At 66.7% G+C, this 16,749-nt stretch carries 13 protein-coding genes; 12 read left to right on the forward strand and 1 reads right to left on the reverse strand.

Annotated elements, in window-relative coordinates:
* The first annotated feature begins 44 nt into the window (after window positions 1-44).
* The 12 genes from FJU11_RS00650 to FJU11_RS00705 all read left to right on the forward strand — a co-directional run bounded on the left by FJU11_RS00650 (window position 45) and on the right by FJU11_RS00705 (window position 14,344).
* Window positions 45-311: a hypothetical protein gene (locus FJU11_RS00650; protein WP_141165071.1), complete on the forward strand. Its 267-nt coding sequence runs from the start codon at window positions 45-47 to the stop codon at window positions 309-311.
* A 34-nt stretch (window positions 312-345) separates the two neighbouring features.
* Window positions 346-1,020, forward strand: a complete 675-nt coding sequence (locus FJU11_RS00655; protein ID WP_141165072.1) for a response regulator transcription factor — start codon at window positions 346-348, stop codon at window positions 1,018-1,020.
* Entirely contained in the window at window positions 1,017-2,408 is a 1,392-nt protein-coding gene (locus FJU11_RS00660) for an ATP-binding protein (RefSeq protein WP_141165073.1), read from the forward strand. Before FJU11_RS00655 ends, FJU11_RS00660 begins: the two co-directional genes overlap by 4 nt.
* Before the next feature lie 98 nt (window positions 2,409-2,506).
* Window positions 2,507-2,962, forward strand: a complete 456-nt coding sequence (locus FJU11_RS00665) for a hypothetical protein (protein WP_141165074.1) — start codon at window positions 2,507-2,509, stop codon at window positions 2,960-2,962.
* Window positions 2,963-3,198: 236 nt separating this feature from the next.
* Window positions 3,199-4,491, forward strand: a complete 1,293-nt coding sequence (gene ccmI, locus FJU11_RS00670; protein WP_141165075.1) for a c-type cytochrome biogenesis protein CcmI — start codon at window positions 3,199-3,201, stop codon at window positions 4,489-4,491.
* Window positions 4,488-4,952 (forward strand): cytochrome c maturation protein CcmE, encoded by a 465-nt coding sequence (gene ccmE / locus FJU11_RS00675; protein WP_141165076.1) that lies wholly within the window; start codon window positions 4,488-4,490, stop codon window positions 4,950-4,952. Before ccmI ends, ccmE begins: the two co-directional genes overlap by 4 nt.
* A 19-nt stretch (window positions 4,953-4,971) precedes the next feature.
* On the forward strand, window positions 4,972-6,963 hold the full coding sequence (locus FJU11_RS00680; RefSeq protein WP_141165077.1) for a heme lyase CcmF/NrfE family subunit: 1,992 nt from the start codon (window positions 4,972-4,974) through the stop codon (window positions 6,961-6,963).
* Between the two features lie 5 nt (window positions 6,964-6,968).
* Window positions 6,969-7,445, forward strand: a complete 477-nt coding sequence (locus FJU11_RS00685) for a cytochrome c-type biogenesis protein (RefSeq protein WP_407946646.1) — start codon at window positions 6,969-6,971, stop codon at window positions 7,443-7,445.
* Between the two features lie 168 nt (window positions 7,446-7,613).
* Window positions 7,614-9,032 (forward strand): PDZ domain-containing protein, encoded by a 1,419-nt coding sequence (locus tag FJU11_RS00690; RefSeq protein WP_141165079.1) that lies wholly within the window; start codon window positions 7,614-7,616, stop codon window positions 9,030-9,032.
* A 120-nt stretch (window positions 9,033-9,152) separates the two neighbouring features.
* Window positions 9,153-9,830, forward strand: a complete 678-nt coding sequence (locus FJU11_RS00695) for a response regulator transcription factor (RefSeq protein WP_210242823.1) — start codon at window positions 9,153-9,155, stop codon at window positions 9,828-9,830.
* Between the two features lie 9 nt (window positions 9,831-9,839).
* Complete coding sequence (locus tag FJU11_RS00700) at window positions 9,840-11,363, forward strand: sensor histidine kinase (protein WP_141165081.1); 1,524 nt, start codon at window positions 9,840-9,842, stop codon at window positions 11,361-11,363.
* Entirely contained in the window at window positions 11,360-14,344 is a 2,985-nt protein-coding gene (locus FJU11_RS00705) for a bifunctional [glutamine synthetase] adenylyltransferase/[glutamine synthetase]-adenylyl-L-tyrosine phosphorylase (protein WP_141165082.1), read from the forward strand. Before FJU11_RS00700 ends, FJU11_RS00705 begins: the two co-directional genes overlap by 4 nt.
* On the opposite strand, the gene FJU11_RS00710 is transcribed toward FJU11_RS00705, so the two are convergent.
* Window positions 14,345-16,699: an ATP-binding protein gene (locus FJU11_RS00710; RefSeq protein ID WP_141165083.1), complete on the reverse strand. Its 2,355-nt coding sequence runs from the start codon at window positions 16,697-16,699 to the stop codon at window positions 14,345-14,347.
* Between the last annotated feature and the right edge of the window lie 50 nt (window positions 16,700-16,749).

Below are 16,749 nucleotides of genomic sequence, written 5' to 3' on the forward strand. Positions count from 1 at the left end.
TCAAGGATGCGGAAGGGTCCGATACTCATTCGCGAGGGTCCGCCATGGCGGCCAGGTTCACGAGGATGCCGCTTGCCGCCGGGCTCGCCATGGCTTTGGCAGGCGCGGCGTATGCCGATAGCGGTTCGTACGAGATTGCCGCGACGGATTGCAATTCCGCCGCGCAGCGTGTGGTAAGCAATACCGGTGGGCAGCTTCTTTCCGTCTCCGCGACGACGGAAGGCGGCAAGTCCGCCTGCCGGGTGACCGTGCTCGTTCCGAGCAAGGGCGACAAGCGGCCCCGCAAGGTGACGAAGACGGTGAGCAAGTAGCGCCAGCGGGCTGCGACGAAGAGGACGGCAGGGCATGCGCATTCTGGTTGTCGAGGACGACAAGGACCTGAACCGCCAGCTCGTGACCGCGCTCGAGGAAGCGGGCTACGTCGCCGATCGCGCCTTCGACGGCGAGGAGGGGCATTTCCTCGGCGATACCGAACCCTACGACGCGGTGATCCTCGATATCGGCCTGCCGGAGATGGACGGCATTTCCGTTCTCGAACGCTGGCGAACGGGCGGGCGGACGATGCCGGTCCTGATCCTCACGGCACGCGACCGCTGGTCCGACAAGGTGTCCGGCATCGATGCCGGCGCCGACGACTACGTCGCCAAGCCGTTCCATATCGAGGAAGTCATGGCCCGCGTGCGGGCGCTCATCCGCCGGGCAGCGGGCCATGCGAGTTCCGAGATCGTCTGCGGACCCGTGCGCCTCGACACGAAGGGGGCGCGCGCGACGGTCTCGGGCGCGCCGCTGCGGCTTACTTCGCACGAGTTCCGGCTGCTTTCCTATCTCATGCACCACATGGGCGAAGTCGTCTCGCGGACCGAGCTCGTCGAGCATATGTACGATCAGGATTTCGATCGGGATTCCAACACGATCGAGGTCTTCGTCGGACGTCTGCGCAAGAAGATGGGTGTCGACCTGATCGAGACCGTTCGCGGGCTCGGCTATCGGATGCAACCGCCGGGCGACGCTCCCTCGTGAGCACCCGATCGCTTACCTCCCGTGTCCTTTGGATCACGAGCGTCTGGATCGCGATCGCGCTCACCGTCATCGCGCTCGTCATCTCGCACCTTTATCGGCAGGGCACGGAGGCAAGCTTCACCGACCTGCTGCGCGCGCAGCTTTACAACGTCATCAATTCCGTCTCGGTCGGCAAGGACGGCAAGCTCGAGGGTCGCCCGGAACTCGGCGACCTGCGCTTCGTGCAGCCCGAGACCGGGTGGTACTGGACCGTGACGCCGCTCGGCGACTTCAAGGCGCCGCCCATCCGTTCGATCTCGCTCGGCCAGGGGAACGTGCCGGTCGAAAGCCAGGAGAAGCGACCGTTCAACAGCCGCTACGAGCGCTTTTATCGAACGAACGATTCCTTCGGCAACGCGGTCGAGGTCGCCGAGACGGAAGTGCTTCTCGACAACGAGGGTCACGCGGCGCGCTTTCGCGTGATCGGGAATCACAAGGAAATCGAGCACGAGATCGACGCCTTCGACCGGCAGGTGTTCCTCGTCTTCCTGCTGTTCGGGCTCGGCAGTCTGGCGGTCAACGCACTGGCGGTGCTCTTCGGGCTTCGCCCGCTCGATGCGGTGCGGCGGCGGCTCGAGGATATCCGTTCGGGCAAGAGCGAATCGCTGACCGGCGTTTTTCCGCGCGAGATCGCCCCGCTCGTCAGCGAGGTGAACGCGCTGATCGACAACAACCGCCGGATCGTCGATCGCGCCCGCACGCAGGTCGGCAATCTGGCGCACTCGCTAAAGACGCCGATCGCCGTGCTTTACAACGAGGCGCGACGCCTCGACGAGGGGCCTCGTCAACTCGTCAGCGCGCAGGTCGCGACCATGCAGACGCAGGTGCAGTCCTATCTCGACCGCGCGCGCATCGCCGCCCAGAGCGCGACGGTCCTGGCGCGCACGGAACCGGCACCGGTGATCGAACGGCTGATGCGTGTCATGCGCCGGCTTCACCCGGATCTGCGGTTCGACGTCGAGGATGGTGCCGGAACGGGGCACCTTCTGGCGATGGAGCAGCAGGATCTGGAGGAGGTCGTGGGCAACCTCCTCGACAATGCCGCGAAGTTTGCAGGGAGCGCGGTGCGCGTCGTCGTCGAACCATCGATACGCGAAGACGATCCCGGACGCCGCAGCTGGCTCTCGATCACCGTCGAGGACGACGGGGCGGGCCTCGACGAAGCCGAGATCGACGAAGCGCTGAAGCGCGGCCGTCGGCTCGACGAAAGCAAGCCTGGCACCGGGCTCGGCCTCTCGATCGTTTCGGAAATCGTCGCGGAGTATCAGGGCGCGCTGAAGCTGCGCCGTGGCAACAATGGCGGGCTCGAAGCGATGCTGGTGTTGCCGCAGGTCGACCGGACGACGTGACGCGGATGCCTGCCCGGATCCGGCACAATTGCGACACGATGGTGTTGCACACGCCGGTCCGTCATCGCATCATGCCGGTCTCAAGGGGACGTTATCGCATGAAGAACAACCGAATTTTTGCCGTTTGCACGATGGCGACGCTCGCCTCGCTCGCCGGCTGCTCGATGAGCGGACCGTCGGGAAGCGCGCCGGCGCCGCAAGCATCGGCGAGCGTCTCGCAATATGCAGGAGGCGATACCGGGGGCGGACTGCTTTCGCGGCTGAACGGCGGCATCATCGGCCAGCAGATCGGTTCGAAGCTTCCGAGCGGCGATCGCACCCGCGCCCTGAAGGCCGAATACAATGCACTGGAAGACGCGCCGGGCGGCCAGCCGGTAACCTGGCAGGATCCGAGCCAGGCGATCTCCGGCAAGGTCGTGGCGGCACCTCCGTATCAGGTCGGCTCGCAGAACTGCCGGCAGTACACGCATACGGTCACCATACGCGGCCAGGAAGAAAAGGCGCGCGGTGCGGCATGCCGCAACGGCGACGGATCATGGACGCCGTTGAGCTGAAGCGGTCGGCGCGATCGCCGTTCCGGCGGGAGGATCGGTCGCGGCGAATTTATTTGGCCGCCGCGCGCCATACGTTCTAGAGCGTTCGAGGGAGATGGTGATGATCTCGCTCGGCAGGGCCGGTTCGGGATCGTGCGGATCCGCTTCGGGATCGCGCCCATGAGGACGAAGGACATGCGAGCCGCTTTAACGAGGACGAACGGCGCAGGGCCGGCCCGATCCGGCCGGGACGGGCGATGACGTTCTGGCTCGTCTCTGCGGGCTTGACGGCGGCGGTCGTGCTGGCGATCGTCTTTCCCATCGTGCGCTCGGTGCGCAAAGGTTCGGGTGGGGCTGAAAACGACGTTGCCGCCCATGACGTCGCGGTCTACCGCGATCAGCTTTCGGAAATCGAACGGGATCTTGCGTCGGGCACGATCGGACCGACCGAGGCGGAATCGGCCCGGGCGGAGGTCGGCCGGCGCCTGCTGAAGGCGGCGCGGGAAGAAGCCAGGCCGGAGCGACCCGAAGACGGCGGGACGGGCGGCATCGTTCCCTTTCGTCTCGCGATCATCGGTCTCGTCGTCGTGCTGGTGCCGCTGGTCGGTGTCGCAAGCTATGCCCGGCTCGGCAATCCCGACCTAGCCGACGAGCCGCTTTCGGCGCGGCTTGCGGGGCCGGACGGCTCGCCGGAAATGGCGGGGCTGATCGGCAAGGCCGAGGCGCGGCTGCGGGCAAACCCCGAAGACGGACGCGGCTGGGACGTGCTGGCGCCGATCTATACGCGCGTCGGTCGCATTCAGGACGCGACGATCGCCTGGCGCAACGCGATCCGGCTGCTCGGCCCGACGGCACGCCGCCAGGCGGGTCTCGGCGAGACGATCGTCATGGAAAACGGCGGCGGGATGACGGACGAGGCGAAGGCTGCGTTCCAGGCGGCACTGCAGGCCGATCCGGGCGACGCGAAGGCGCGTTTCTTCCTTGCGCTCGGCGAGGCGCAGGACGGAAAGTACGACACGGCGCTCGCCGACTTCCGTGCGCTGGAAACCGATAGTGCCGACGATGCACCATGGCTGCCTGCCGTTCGCCAGCAGATCGCGGCTCTTGCCGGTGCGCAGGCAGCTGGCGATGGCGACGCCGTAGCGGCCGCGGCCGGCGTGCCGGAGGGTGAAGGCGACGGCACCGTTCCAGGCGGGCCGAACGCTGCGGAAATTGCCGCGGCCTCTAAGATGAGCGGCGGTGACCGGACCGCGATGATCCGCGGCATGGTGAGCCGGCTCGACGCGAAACTCGCGGACGCCCCGGAAGACGCCGAAGGCTGGCGTCGCCTCGTGCGCTCCTACATGGTGCTCGGCGATCCGGCGAAGGCACGCGATGCGCTCGCCCGCGCGCTGAAGGTATTTCCTGCCGACAGCGACCATGGCCGCCAGCTCGTGGCGTTCGCCGGCCGGATCGGCGTGCCGGACGCGGACGGAATCATCGGGTCGACTGAGGCCGGTTCCTCCTCCGACGTGCCGGCGACGCCGCAGAACGGGAAGGTCGTGCAATGACGCGCAAGCAGAAGCGCCTTTCGATCCTCGCCGGCGGCATGGGTTTTCTGGCCGTCGCGGCCGGTCTCGTCATGATGGCGCTCTCGAGCGACATCACCTTCTTCCGTACGCCGAGCCAGCTCGTCGCCGAGCGGCCGGATCCGGCCATGCGCATCCGCCTCGGGGGGCTGGTCGAGCCCGGCACCATCGTGCGCGGCCAAGGCACGAAAGTCTCCTTCGACGTGACCGATCGCAAGAACAAGGTGAAGGTCGTCTATACCGGCATCCTGCCCGACCTCTTCCGTGCCGGCCAGGGCGTCGTCGCGGAGGGTTCGTTCGCCGGTGGAGGGTCCACCTTCGTTGCCGATACGGTGCTCGCCAAGCACGACGAGAAATATATGCCGAAGGAAGTCGCCGACGCATTGAAGGCGAAGGGCGAATGGTACGGCGATACCGCGGACGAGAAGACCGCACGGAAATAGCTGGAAGGGGCGAGGCGCGATGATCAACGAACTCGGCCATTACGCGCTGGTGCTGGCGCTCGCCGTCGCGCTCGTCCAGGCGAGCGTGCCGATCCTCGGTGCCCATCGGCGCGACGCGGGGCTGATGAACGTCGCCCCCGTCACCGCCGTACTGACGCTCGTGCTCGTCGCGCTTTCCTATGCGGTGCTGACGCGTGCCTATCTGGTTTCGGACTTCTCGCTGAAGACCGTGTGGGAGAACTCCCACTCGATGATGCCGACGATCTTCAAGGTCACGGGCGTGTGGGGCAACCACGAAGGCTCGATGATGCTGTGGGTGCTCATCCTCGTGCTTTTCGGCGCGCTGGTCGCCGGCTTCGGGCGCAACCTGCCTGCAACGCTTCGCGCCAACGTGCTCGGCGTGCAGGCCTGGGTCACGGTCGCCTTCCTGCTCTTCATCCTTTTGACCTCCAACCCCTTCGCCCGCCTCGATCCGGCGCCGCTCGAAGGCCAGGACCTGAACCCGATCCTGCAGGACTACGGGCTCGCGGTGCACCCGCCGCTTCTCTATCTCGGCTATGTCGGCTTCTCGATCACCTTCGCCTTCGCCGTGGCGGCGCTGATCGACGGGCACATCGATGCGGCATGGGCGCGCTGGGTGCGGCCGTGGGCGCTCGCCGCCTGGACGTTCCTGACGATCGGCATCGCGCTCGGCTCCTACTGGTCCTACTATGAGCTCGGCTGGGGCGGCTGGTGGTTCTGGGACCCGGTGGAAAACGCCTCGTTCATGCCATGGCTCGCCGGTACGGCGCTGCTGCATTCCGCGCTCGTCATGGAAAAGCGCGAGGCGCTGAAGATATGGACCGTGCTTCTGGCGATCCTGACCTTCTCGCTGTCGCTGCTCGGCACCTTCCTCGTGCGCTCGGGCGTGCTGACCTCCGTCCACGCCTTCGCCACCGATCCGACGCGTGGCGTCTTCATCCTGGCAATCCTCGTGATCTTCATCGGTGGCGCCTTCGCGCTGTTCGCGCTGAGGGCGAGCGCGCTGCGCCAGGGGGGACTGTTCGCGCCGATCTCGCGGGAGGGGGCGCTCGTCCTCAACAATCTCTTCCTGACGACGGCGACGGCGACGGTGCTCGTCGGCACGCTCTACCCGCTGGCGCTCGAATCGCTGACGGGTGCGAAAATCTCCGTCGGGCCGCCCTTCTTCAATCTCACCTTCGCGCCGCTGATCATCCCGCTCTTCCTCGCCGTGCCCTTCGGGCCGCTGATGGCCTGGAAACGTGCCGACCTTCTGGCTGCGGCCCAGCGCCTCTATCTCGCCGCCGGCATCGGGCTTCTCACCGCGCTCGCCGTGATGTTCGTCGCGACCGGCGCGCCGGTGCTGGCCGCGCTCGCGATCGGGCTCGGCGTCTATGTGATGGTTGGCGCAATGGCCGATCTCGTGCAGCGGGCAGGGTTCGGGCGCGTTCCCGCCGCAACGGCCGCTCGGCGTTTCGTCGGCCTGCCGCGCTCGGCCTTCGGCACGGCGGTTGCGCATTTCGGGCTCGGCGTCGCGCTCGTCGGCATCGTTGCGGCGACGGCGTTCTCGTCCGAGGCGATCGTCACCATGAAGCCGGGCGAGACGCAGACGATCGCCGGCTACACGGTGCGCTTCGACGACGTCACCCAAGCGACGCGCGGCACCTACGATGCCGACATCGCCCATTTCTCCGTCATGAGGGGCAGCACCAAGGTCGCCGACCTGACGTCCTCGAAAAGGCTCTATACCACCCGGCGCCAGCCGACGACGGAAGCCGGCATCAAGACTTTCGGTTTCTCGCAGCTTTACCTTTCGCTGGGCGATGCGCAGGACGATGGCGGCCGCGTCGTGCGATTGTGGTGGAAATCCTGGGTTACGCTCATCTGGCTCGGCGCCCTCGTCATGGCCGCCGGCGGGTTCACTTCGCTCTCCGACCGGCGGCTGCGTATCGGCGCTCCCACCCGGCGACGCAAACCGGCCGGACGACCCGTCGCGGAGCCGGCGGAATGAGGCGGGTGCTCGCGGTTATCGCGCTGATCGCCGTCGTTTTCGCCGCCGTGACACCGGCTCTCGCGGTCGATCCCGGAGAAATGCTCGCCAATCCCAGGCTCGAAGAACGTGCACGAGCCATCTCCGCGCAACTGCGCTGCCTCGTGTGCCAGAATGAGTCGATCGACGAATCGAACGCGGATCTCGCTCACGATCTGCGGCTGCTCGTGCGTCGTCGGTTGAAGGAGGGCGAAACCAACCGGCAGGTGATCGACTACATTGTATCGCGCTATGGAGAATTCGTGCTCCTGAAGCCGCGTTTCGAGGCGAAGACCGTGTTCCTATGGGCGACGCCGATGGTCGTCTTCCTGTGCGGAGCCGGGGCGATGGTGCTCTTCGCGCGCAGGCGTCACGACGATCCCGGCGCGCAACGTCTGAATGCGGAGGAAAGGGTCGCGCTGGAAAACCTGCTCGAAAGGCGTGAAGGCGACGTTTCGGGCTGAACGTTCGAACCCGACGACGAATTAACAAAACGTCATCCTGCGGACAGGCGCTCGTAATGCGGGCTGCGCTATGGTTCTGTGGAATCATGGGCTGGATCCACAGAATCGACCAGGAGCGACAAGAGCGTGCACGGGTGTGGTCATCGCTTCGTACCGGACGGAGCCGGCGTGTTCGCACGGCGGATCGGCGCCGCATCGCTCTTCGCGTGCGCACTGATCGCCGCGAACTTGGCCCTTGCCGCTCCCGTCTTCGTCGACGCGCCCAAGGCGCCGAGCTTCGCACCGGTGGTGGAAGCCGTCTCGCCGGCCGTCGTTTCGGTGCGGGCGCGAAGCGCCGATGTGCCATCCGGCAGCGCTGCGAACGGCGGCGGCGCCGGCCCGATCGAAAGCTTCTTCAATAGCCTCGACGACGGCAGGCAGGGCGATGTGCGACCGGTCTCGCAAGGCTCCGGCTTTTTCGTTTCGCCGGACGGATACGTGGTCACGAACGACGACGTGGTCGCCGGTGGCGATTCCTTCGATGTGGTGCTTGCCGATGGCCGGACTCTTTCGGCAAAGCTCGTCGGCGAGGACCGGCGCACCGACCTCGCCGTGCTGAAGGTCGAGGCGAAGGACAGGACTTTCACCTATCTGGGCTTTGCCGACGACGACAAGCCGAGGATCGGCGACTGGGTCGTGGCCGTCGGCAATCCGTACGGCCTCGGCGTGACGGTCACCGCCGGCATCGTCTCCTCGCGCGGCAGCGATCTCGGCGCCGATCCCTATGACGACTATCTTCAGTTCGATGCGCTGGTGAAGCGCGGGGATGCCGGCGGACCGGCCTTCAATCTGAGCGGACAGGTGGTCGGCGTCAACGCGATGGCCTTTTCCGCCGCCGGCGGCAATATGGGCGTCGCCTTCGCCATACCGGCCGCCACGGTGAAGAAGGTCGTGCACGAACTGATCGAGAACGGCACCGTGGAGCGCGGCTGGCTCGGCGTGACGCTGCAGAACGTCGACGCCGAGATCGCCGAGTCCGTCGGGCTCGACACGCCGCACGGCGCCCTCGTCGCCGATGTCGATCCGAAGTCGCCTGCCCACGAGGCGGGCCTGAAGCCCGGCGACGTCGTCACCCGGTTCGACGGTACGCCCGTCGAGAACCCGCGCTCGCTGGCCCATGCGCTGACGGCAGACCATCCGGGCACCAGCGTATCGCTCGACATCTGGCGTAATGGCAACGCGCGCACCCTGAAGGTGACGCTGGCGAAGCATCCGAACCCGGCCCCGCCGCGCGTCAGGCGGCCGGCGCAAGCGGGCAGCGTACCGGCGAGCGGGTCGCCGCTGGCTGAGTTCGGCCTGACCGTCGTCGCCTCGGACGCGCGCGTCGGCGTCGTTGTGACCGACGTCGTTCCCGGTTCGCCGGCAGACGACCGCGGGCTCGAGCCGGGCGATGCCATCCGTTCCATCGGCGGCCTGCCCGTCCACTCGGCGCAGGACGTGCTGGCAGCACTTTCGGCCGCGGCGGAAAAGGGGCGCAAGGCCGTGCTCTTCCGCCTCGAGGACGGCGGTCGGAGCCGCTTCATCGCGCTGCCGGTGGAAAAGGGCTGAACGGCCTTGAAGACCTTGATCGAGAAAGCCGGAGGATAAACGATGAGCGAAACCGCCGACGACGCAGGCCAACGCCGAAAGGATGTTGCATCCGGCCAGAACGGCCCTACGCTTTCCGGCATGCGCGTTCTCGTCGTGGAAGACGACCCCGAAGCGGTCGATTACCTCACCCGGGCCTTCAAGGAGGTCGGTATCGTCGCCGATCATGCCGGCGATGGTGACGACGGCCTGCTGATGGCGAGCGAGGACAATTACGACGTCCTCGTCGTCGACCGCATGCTGCCGCGTCGCGACGGGCTGAGCATGATCGCGGAACTGCGCGGCAAGGGGCTCGACACGCCGGTCATCATCCTGTCGGCGCTCGGCCAGGTGGACGACCGCGTCACAGGTCTGCGGGCAGGCGGGGACGACTACCTGCCCAAGCCCTATGCCTTTTCAGAACTGCTCGCGCGGGTGGAGGTTCTCGGTCGGCGAAAGAGCGCCCGCGAGGCCGAGACCCAGTACCGGGTCGGCGATCTGGAACTCGATCGTCTCAGCCATCAGGTGCGCCGTGCCGGACAGCCGATCACGCTGCAGCCGCGCGAGTACCGGCTGCTCGAATACCTGATGAAGAATGCCGATCAGGTCGTCACCCGCACGATGCTGCTCGAAAACGTCTGGGACTATCACTTCGACCCGCAGACGAACGTCATCGACGTGCACATCTCGCGGCTGCGTTCGAAGATCGAGAAGGGGTTCGATACGCCGCTCCTGCACACGGTGCGCGGCGCCGGCTACATGATGAAGGCCGACGCCTGAAGGAAGACGATGGCGGAAATCGGCCTCGGCAGGAACAGAATTCCGCGCAGCGCGGAGGATCTGCGCCGCATCGTCAAGGTGCGGTGGAAGAGCCTGCGCTCGCGCCGGACCCGAGCGAGCGTTCTCGCCAAGGTATCCGCGCTCACGCGCACGACGGCCGTCCGGCTCTCCGCGCTCTATCTCCTGCTTTTCGCGGTCTGTGCGCTGGCGCTCGTCTTCTACGTCACCGCGATGTCGGAGAACCTTCTCCGTGCGCAGGTGAAGCAGGCCGTCGACAACGAGGTGCAGCTTCTCGGCCAAGCCTATCGAAACGGCGGCATCACCACGCTGGTGCGTGTCGTCGAGCGGCGCTCGCGCCAGCCGGGCGCGGCGCTTCTGACGATCGCCGCACCGAACGGCGACATCCTCACCGGCAACGTCGAATCGCTCCAGCCCGGCGTCCTCGACCATCAGGGCTGGACGCAGATCCCGTTCCGCTATCAGCGCTATACCGACAGCGACAGCGACGCGACGCATACGGCGATCGCGCGCATCATCCAGCTGCCGAACGGCATGCGGCTTCTGGTCGGGCGCGATCTCGGCGAGCCGGAACGTTTCCGCGGTCTGGTGCGTCAGGCATTGGCGGTGGCGCTGGCGATCATGGGGCTCGGCGCGCTCGCCATCTGGTTCTTCGTCGGGCGGCGGGCGCTGAAGCGCATCGGCCGGATGTCGGCCGCCAGCCGCAAGATCATGGCGGGCGATCTCGCTCAGCGTCTGCCGACCGGGCGTTCCGGCGACGAGTTCGACCGCCTCTCGCAATCGCTCAACACCATGCTCGGCCGCATCGAATCGCTGAACGAGGGGCTGCGACAGGTCTCCGACAACATCGCCCACGACCTCAAGACGCCGCTCACCCGCATGCGCAACAAGGCCGAGGCCGCGCTCGCGAGCGGAGGCGGCGACGAGGACTATCGCCTTGCGCTGGAAGAAACGCTGGTGGAATCGGATCAGCTCATCCGCACCTTCAACGCGCTCCTGATGATCTCGCGCGTCGAAGCCGGCTCCTCGGCCGCCGAGATGTCGCCGATCGATCTCTCCGCCATTGCGGCCGATACCTGCGATCTCTACGAGCCGCTCGCGGAGGAGGAAGGCATGAACCTTGCGATGGCGATCGAACCCGGCGTGCGGGTGAAGGGCAATCGGGAACTGGTGGCGCAGGCCTTGGTCAATCTCATCGACAATGCCATGAAATACGCAGGCGATGCGGAAAACACGACGATCCGGGTTTCGCTGGCCGACGACGAGGAGGCCGTCGTGCTCTCGGTCGAAGACGGGGGGCGAGGCATTCCGAGCGAGAAGCGCGACGATGTCGTGCGGCGTTTCGTGCGGCTCGACGAAAGCCGCACCATGCCGGGCACGGGCCTGGGGCTGAGCCTCGTAAACGCCGTCATGTCCCTGCATGGCGGCCGGCTCGCCCTCGATGATGCAATGCCCGACGAGGCGATGAAGGGTCTGCGCGTTTCGATGATGTTTCCCAAGAAGGTCGATGCATGACGTCTCGGCGACCTTCGACCATGCGTCTTTCCGGCCTCAAGCGCGCGCCGCTCGTTCCGTTCTCGAACGGTGCCGAACGCGATGCGTTGGCCGATCTGGTCGAAGCCGCCGAAGACCGTCCGGCATTGGCGCGTCGTCTGTCGAAGCCCGGCGCGGCCGAGCGCTTCCTCGGCACGGCCTGTTCGCTGTCGCCGTTCCTGCTGGAAACGGCGCGTACCGGACCGGATATCGTCGAACGCGTCCTGGACGAGCCGCTCGACGCCATCCTCGACGATCTCGAAGCCGCGGCCCGCAGCGCCTGGCTGAGCGGCGGGGGACCGGTCGACGAAGCGCGCGTGATGGCCGAGCTGCGGCGGGTGAAGAAGGCGACCGCCTTCGTTCTCGCGCTTGCCGATCTCGGCGGCCTTATGGATACGCAAACGGTAACGGCGCGGCTGAGCGAGCTCGCCGAAGCCTGCCTTTCTGCTTGCGTGGATCATCTGCTGCGAGCCGCCCACGACGCCGGCAAGGTGGTTCTGCCGGACCCGGACCGGCCATCCGCAGGCTCCGGGCTCGTCGTGATCGGCATGGGCAAGCTCGGTGCGGGCGAACTCAACTACTCGTCCGACATCGACGTCATCGTGCTCTACGATCCCGACGCGGGCATCGTCGCCGATCCGGTCGAGGCCGGTGAGACCTTCGCGCGGATGGTGCGCCGGCTCGTGCGCATCATGCAGGAGCGGACCGCGGGCGGCTACGTCTTCCGCACCGACCTGCGGCTTCGCCCCGATCCCGGCTCGACGCCGCTCGCCATCTCGCTCGACGCCGCACTGAACTACTACGAAGGGCGCGGGCAGAACTGGGAGCGTGCGGCCTTCATCAAGGCCCGTGCCGTCGCCGGCGACCGCGAGGCGGGGAAACGCTTTCTCGCGGAGCTTCGCCCCTTCGTCTTCCGCAAGTACCTCGATTATGCGGCGATCGCCGACATTCACTCGATCAAGCGGCAGATCCATGCCCATCGCGGCCATGGCGAGATCGCCGTTGCCGGCCACAACGTCAAGCTCGGGCGCGGCGGCATTCGCGAGATCGAGTTCTTCGTCCAGACGCAGCAGTTGATCGCCGGCGGACGGATGCCCGAACTGCGCGTGCGGCGAACCGACGAGGCGCTTTCGGCGCTCATCCAGGCGGGTTGGATCAGCGAGGAGACGGCCGAGGACATGCGCCGGGCCTACTGGTACCTGCGTTCGGTCGAGCACCGCATCCAGATGGTCCGCGACGAGCAGAGCCACACGCTGCCCGAAGATCCGGAAGAGCTGCAGCGCATCGCGCTGATGTGCGGAGCGAAGGACGTCGAGGCCTTCTCCTCGGAGATCGAGACGACCCTGCAAACGGTCGAGCGCCATTATGCGAGCCTCTTCGAACAGGAAAAGGGGCTCGGTTCGGACACCGGCAATCTCGTCTTCACCGGCGAGGAGAACGATCCCGACACGATCGAGACGTTGAAGGCACTCGGCTTCGAGCGGCCGGACGCCGTCTCGAAGGTGATCCGTACCTGGCATTACGGGCGCTACCGGGCGACGCGGTCCGTCGAGGCGCGCGAGCGGCTGACCGAACTGACGCCGCGGCTCCTGGCCGCTTTCGGCGCCACCCGCCGTGCCGACGAGGCGATCCTGCGCTTCGATGCGTTTCTCGCCGGCCTGCCGGCCGGCATCCAGCTCTTCTCGCTGCTCGGCAACAATCCGGGCCTGATGTCGCTGACGGTCACGATCATGGCGGCCGCGCCCCGGCTCGCGGCGATCATCGCGCGCCGGCCGCACGTCTTCGACGGTCTTCTCGATCCCGCACTTCTCGCCGACCTTCCCTCGCGCGAGGAGATCGCCGGGCGGATCGCCGAGTTCGTCGATCCGGATCTGACGTATGAGGAGGTGCTCGATCGGCTGCGGATCGTCGCTGCCGAGCAGAAGTTCCTGATCGGCGTGCGGCTGCTCAGCCGGGCGATCGATCCGCGCCGTGCGGCCGAGGCGCAGAGCGATCTCGCCGACTGCGTCATTACCGCGGCGCTCGATGCGGTGATCCGTCAGATCGAAGGCGTTCATGGCCGCGTGGCGGATGGCCGCGTCGCCGTACTCGGCCTCGGCAAACTCGGCAGCCGCGAACTGACGGCGGGCTCCGATATCGACGTCATCCTGCTCTACGACCACGCGCCGGGCTACGAGGAGTCCGACGGCGAGAAGCCGATCGACCCGGTGCGCTACTATACGCGCCTGACGCAGCGCCTCGTCGCCGCCCTTTCCGCGCCGACGGCCGAAGGCGTGCTCTACGAGGTCGATCTCCGCCTGCGCCCCTCCGGCAACAAGGGGCCGGTCGCGACCAGCCTTTCGGCCTTCGACACCTATCAGAACCGCGATGCGTGGATCTGGGAGCACATGGCGCTCTCGCGGGCACGCTTCGTCGCCGGCGATCGCGACCTCGGCGAACGCGCCGAAGCGATCGTCGCCACCGTTCTCGAACGCGAACGAACGCCCGGCGCCGTCGCCGACGAGGTGCGCGGCATGCGCGGTCTCATCGAGCAGGAAAAGCCGCCCTACGGCATCTGGGACCTGAAGCTCGTTCCGGGCGGGCTCATCGATATCGAGTTCGTCGCCCAGTATCTTGCACTCACCGCGCCGGACCCGGACGGACCGGGCAGGGGACGCCCGACGGGAACCGTTGCCCAGATCGAGGCTTACGGGCCGGCGGTGATCGGCAACGAGGCAACCGAGACGCTCGTCGCGGCACATGCCTTCTATACGACGATCAGCCAGCTCGTGCGGCTTTGCATCGAAGGCGCGTTCGAACCCGACGAAGCGCCCGCCGGCCTGATCGATCTTCTCGGCCATGCCTGCGAAGCTCAAAACGTGCGCGAACTCGAAGGCAGGATCGAAGAGCACTGTTGCGCAGTGCGCGCCGTGTTCGTCGAAGCGATCGGCGAGCCGGACGCCGACGCCGGCTCGCTTCCGTAGTCAGGCGGCGGCCATCGCTTCCGCCCGAGCGTCGTGAAGCTCGCCTGGCGCAAGCGGAATGCGCAACGCGACCACCGTGCCTTCGCCTTCGGTCGAGAAGATGCGCAGCGATCCGCCATGGAGTTCGCAGAGCGAGCGCGAGATGGCGAGCCCGAGGCCGGAACCGCCGGTAGACTTCGAGAACTGGTTCTGGACCTGTTCGAAGGGCTGTCCGATCGAGGCCATCGAGCGGCGCGGGATGCCGATGCCGTTGTCGGCGATCGTCACGGTCACGGCACGCGCGTTGCGTTTCGCCCGCAGGCGGATATGGCCGCCTTCCTTCGTGAACTTCACCGCGTTCGACAGGAGGTTGATCAGCACCTGCTTCATCGCCCGCCGATCGCCTTCGAGACAAAGCCCGGCTGCGATCGAGCGGTCGATGTGGATGCCCTTCTTCTCCGCCGGCGTGATGTTGAGGCGCAGGGCTTCTTCGACGAGCGGCGCGAGATCGATGGGCTCGCGCTCGATCGACAGCTGACCCGCCTCGATCTTCGACATGTCGAGGATGTCGTTGATGACGCCGAGCAGGTGGTTTCCGCTTCCCTTGATGTCGTGGGCATACTGCTCGTACTTCTCCGAGCCGAGCGGACCGAAGAGCCCGGATTCCAGGATTTCCGAAAAGCCGATGATGGCGTTGAGCGGCGTGCGCAGCTCGTGCGACATGTTGGCGAGGAACTGCGACTTGATGCGGTTGGCCGCCTGGGCACGCTCCTTTTCCGCCTGGTAGTCGGCGTTGAGATCGGAAAGCTCGCGCGTGCGTCGTTCGAGCGCCAGGCGCGAGGCGGCGAGGTCGTCGAGCATGCCCATCAGCCGCTTGCGGGATTCGCGCATCTGGTCCTGGCTGCGCTTGAGCTGGGTGATCTCGCTGCCGACGGCCACCATGCCGCCGCCACGCGTGCGCCGTTCGTTGATCTGCAGCCAGCGCCCGTCGGCAAGCTGGATTTCGCTCGTCTGCGAGTGGCCATCGCGGTCCTGACCGGTCACCCGGCGCTGGATGGCAGGTCGGTTCAGCGCCGCCTCGACCTCGGCACGCGGCATGCCCGGCGACAGCGCGTCTTCGTCGAGACCGAAGGTCTGACGGTAGATGGAATTGCACAACACCATCCGATCGGCAGAATCCCAGAGCACGAAGGATTCCGACGTGCTTTCGAGCGCTTCGAGCAGGCGCTGGTCCGCCTCGCGCGAACGTCTTGCGAGGCGCTGCTGCTCGGTCACGTCCATGGCGATGCCGATCAGATGCGTCTGCGTGGAAGACCGGTCCACCACCTCGGCACGAGCACGCATCCATACATAGTTGCCGTCGACGTGGCGCATGCGGAAGACGTGGTCGAGATGGCTCGTCTCGCCGCTGGCGACCGAGCGGGCGACGGAATAGAGGTCCTCGTCGTCGGGATGCATCAGCTCCGCCGCCTCGCCGAAGGAAAGAACGCAGTCGCGTGGCGGCAGGCCTAGCATTTCGTACATCGAGCCGGACCAGTAGAGGTGGCCGCGCGCCAGATCCCAGTCCCACAACCCGCAGCGCCCGCGTGAAAGCGCCGTATCAACGCGACGATGGGACTCCATATAGAGGTCGTCCGCATCGCTCGCGCGGGTCGCCTGCGAGAAATAGGCGTAGAGGATGATGAGAAGGACGCTGGACGTCGCGATGAAGAGCGTGACGTTCAGCGACACGCCGTTGCGCCAGTCGGCAAGCACGGGCGCCCTCGGCATCATGACGAGAACCGATCCGTTCTGGTCGGGAAGGCGGCGCAGGGCTGCGAAGTAGCTCTCGCCACCATAATCGAGCGTGACGATGCCGGCGCTGCGCCCGAAGCGTCGCAGCGCCCGGTGGTCCGCCAGCAGATCGTCGAGCGCGCTGTTGATCAGGAACTTGCCGAGCGGGCTCGTGGCGAACACCGTACCGTCGGCGTCGCCGACCAGCACGATACGCTCGCTGTCGCCGTCGAGAGGTACGGCGTCGCCGAGCAGGTTTTCGACCTGCCAGCGTCGTTCGGCACGCATGGTATCGGGATGGGCGGCGAGGGCGCTCGCCGCTGCCGTCGCCGTCAGCCCTGTCGCCTGTTTGGCGGCCGATACCAGCTCGTCGCGATTGCTCGTGAGCGAGACGACCCGCGCCGCCGCCACGACGACCAGGAAGGCGATGATGAGAACCGGAACCAGCCGCTTGAGCAGCGGTTCGGCTCTCAGAAGATGCCGGTAGGCCGGCTTGGCAAAGAGTTTGGCGTGGCCCGCGGGCTCCCTGTCGGTCCCGCGAATGGATGCCAGGACCCGACGCCACGCAAAGCCGTGGGCGCCAGGAAGATGCGCGTCAGCCATCGCAATATGTATCCCCGTATCGCGTCGAAGCACCGCCTTGCTCCGATCGC

This window comes from Pararhizobium mangrovi, assembly GCF_006516965.1.
Lineage (GTDB): Bacteria > Pseudomonadota > Alphaproteobacteria > Rhizobiales > Rhizobiaceae > Pararhizobium_B > Pararhizobium_B mangrovi.

Bases quoted from the DNA above. Each gene is read 5' to 3' on its own strand.
- FJU11_RS00680 (WP_141165077.1), top strand. From the start codon at position 4,972: ATGATCAACGAACTCGGCCATTACGCGCTGGTGCTGGCGCTCGCCGTC.
- FJU11_RS00700 (WP_141165081.1), top strand. From the start codon at position 9,840: ATGGCGGAAATCGGCCTCGGCAGGAACAGAATTCCGCGCAGCGCGGAG.
- FJU11_RS00695 (WP_210242823.1), top strand. From the start codon at position 9,153: ATGCGCGTTCTCGTCGTGGAAGACGACCCCGAAGCGGTCGATTACCTC.
- FJU11_RS00665 (WP_141165074.1), top strand. From the start codon at position 2,507: ATGAAGAACAACCGAATTTTTGCCGTTTGCACGATGGCGACGCTCGCC.
- FJU11_RS00650 (WP_141165071.1), top strand. From the start codon at position 45: ATGGCGGCCAGGTTCACGAGGATGCCGCTTGCCGCCGGGCTCGCCATG.
- ccmI (WP_141165075.1), top strand. From the start codon at position 3,199: ATGACGTTCTGGCTCGTCTCTGCGGGCTTGACGGCGGCGGTCGTGCTG.
- FJU11_RS00655 (WP_141165072.1), top strand. From the start codon at position 346: ATGCGCATTCTGGTTGTCGAGGACGACAAGGACCTGAACCGCCAGCTC.
- ccmE (WP_141165076.1), top strand. From the start codon at position 4,488: ATGACGCGCAAGCAGAAGCGCCTTTCGATCCTCGCCGGCGGCATGGGT.
- FJU11_RS00705 (WP_141165082.1), top strand. From the start codon at position 11,360: ATGACGTCTCGGCGACCTTCGACCATGCGTCTTTCCGGCCTCAAGCGC.
- FJU11_RS00710 (WP_141165083.1), bottom strand. From the start codon at position 16,699: ATGGCTGACGCGCATCTTCCTGGCGCCCACGGCTTTGCGTGGCGTCGG.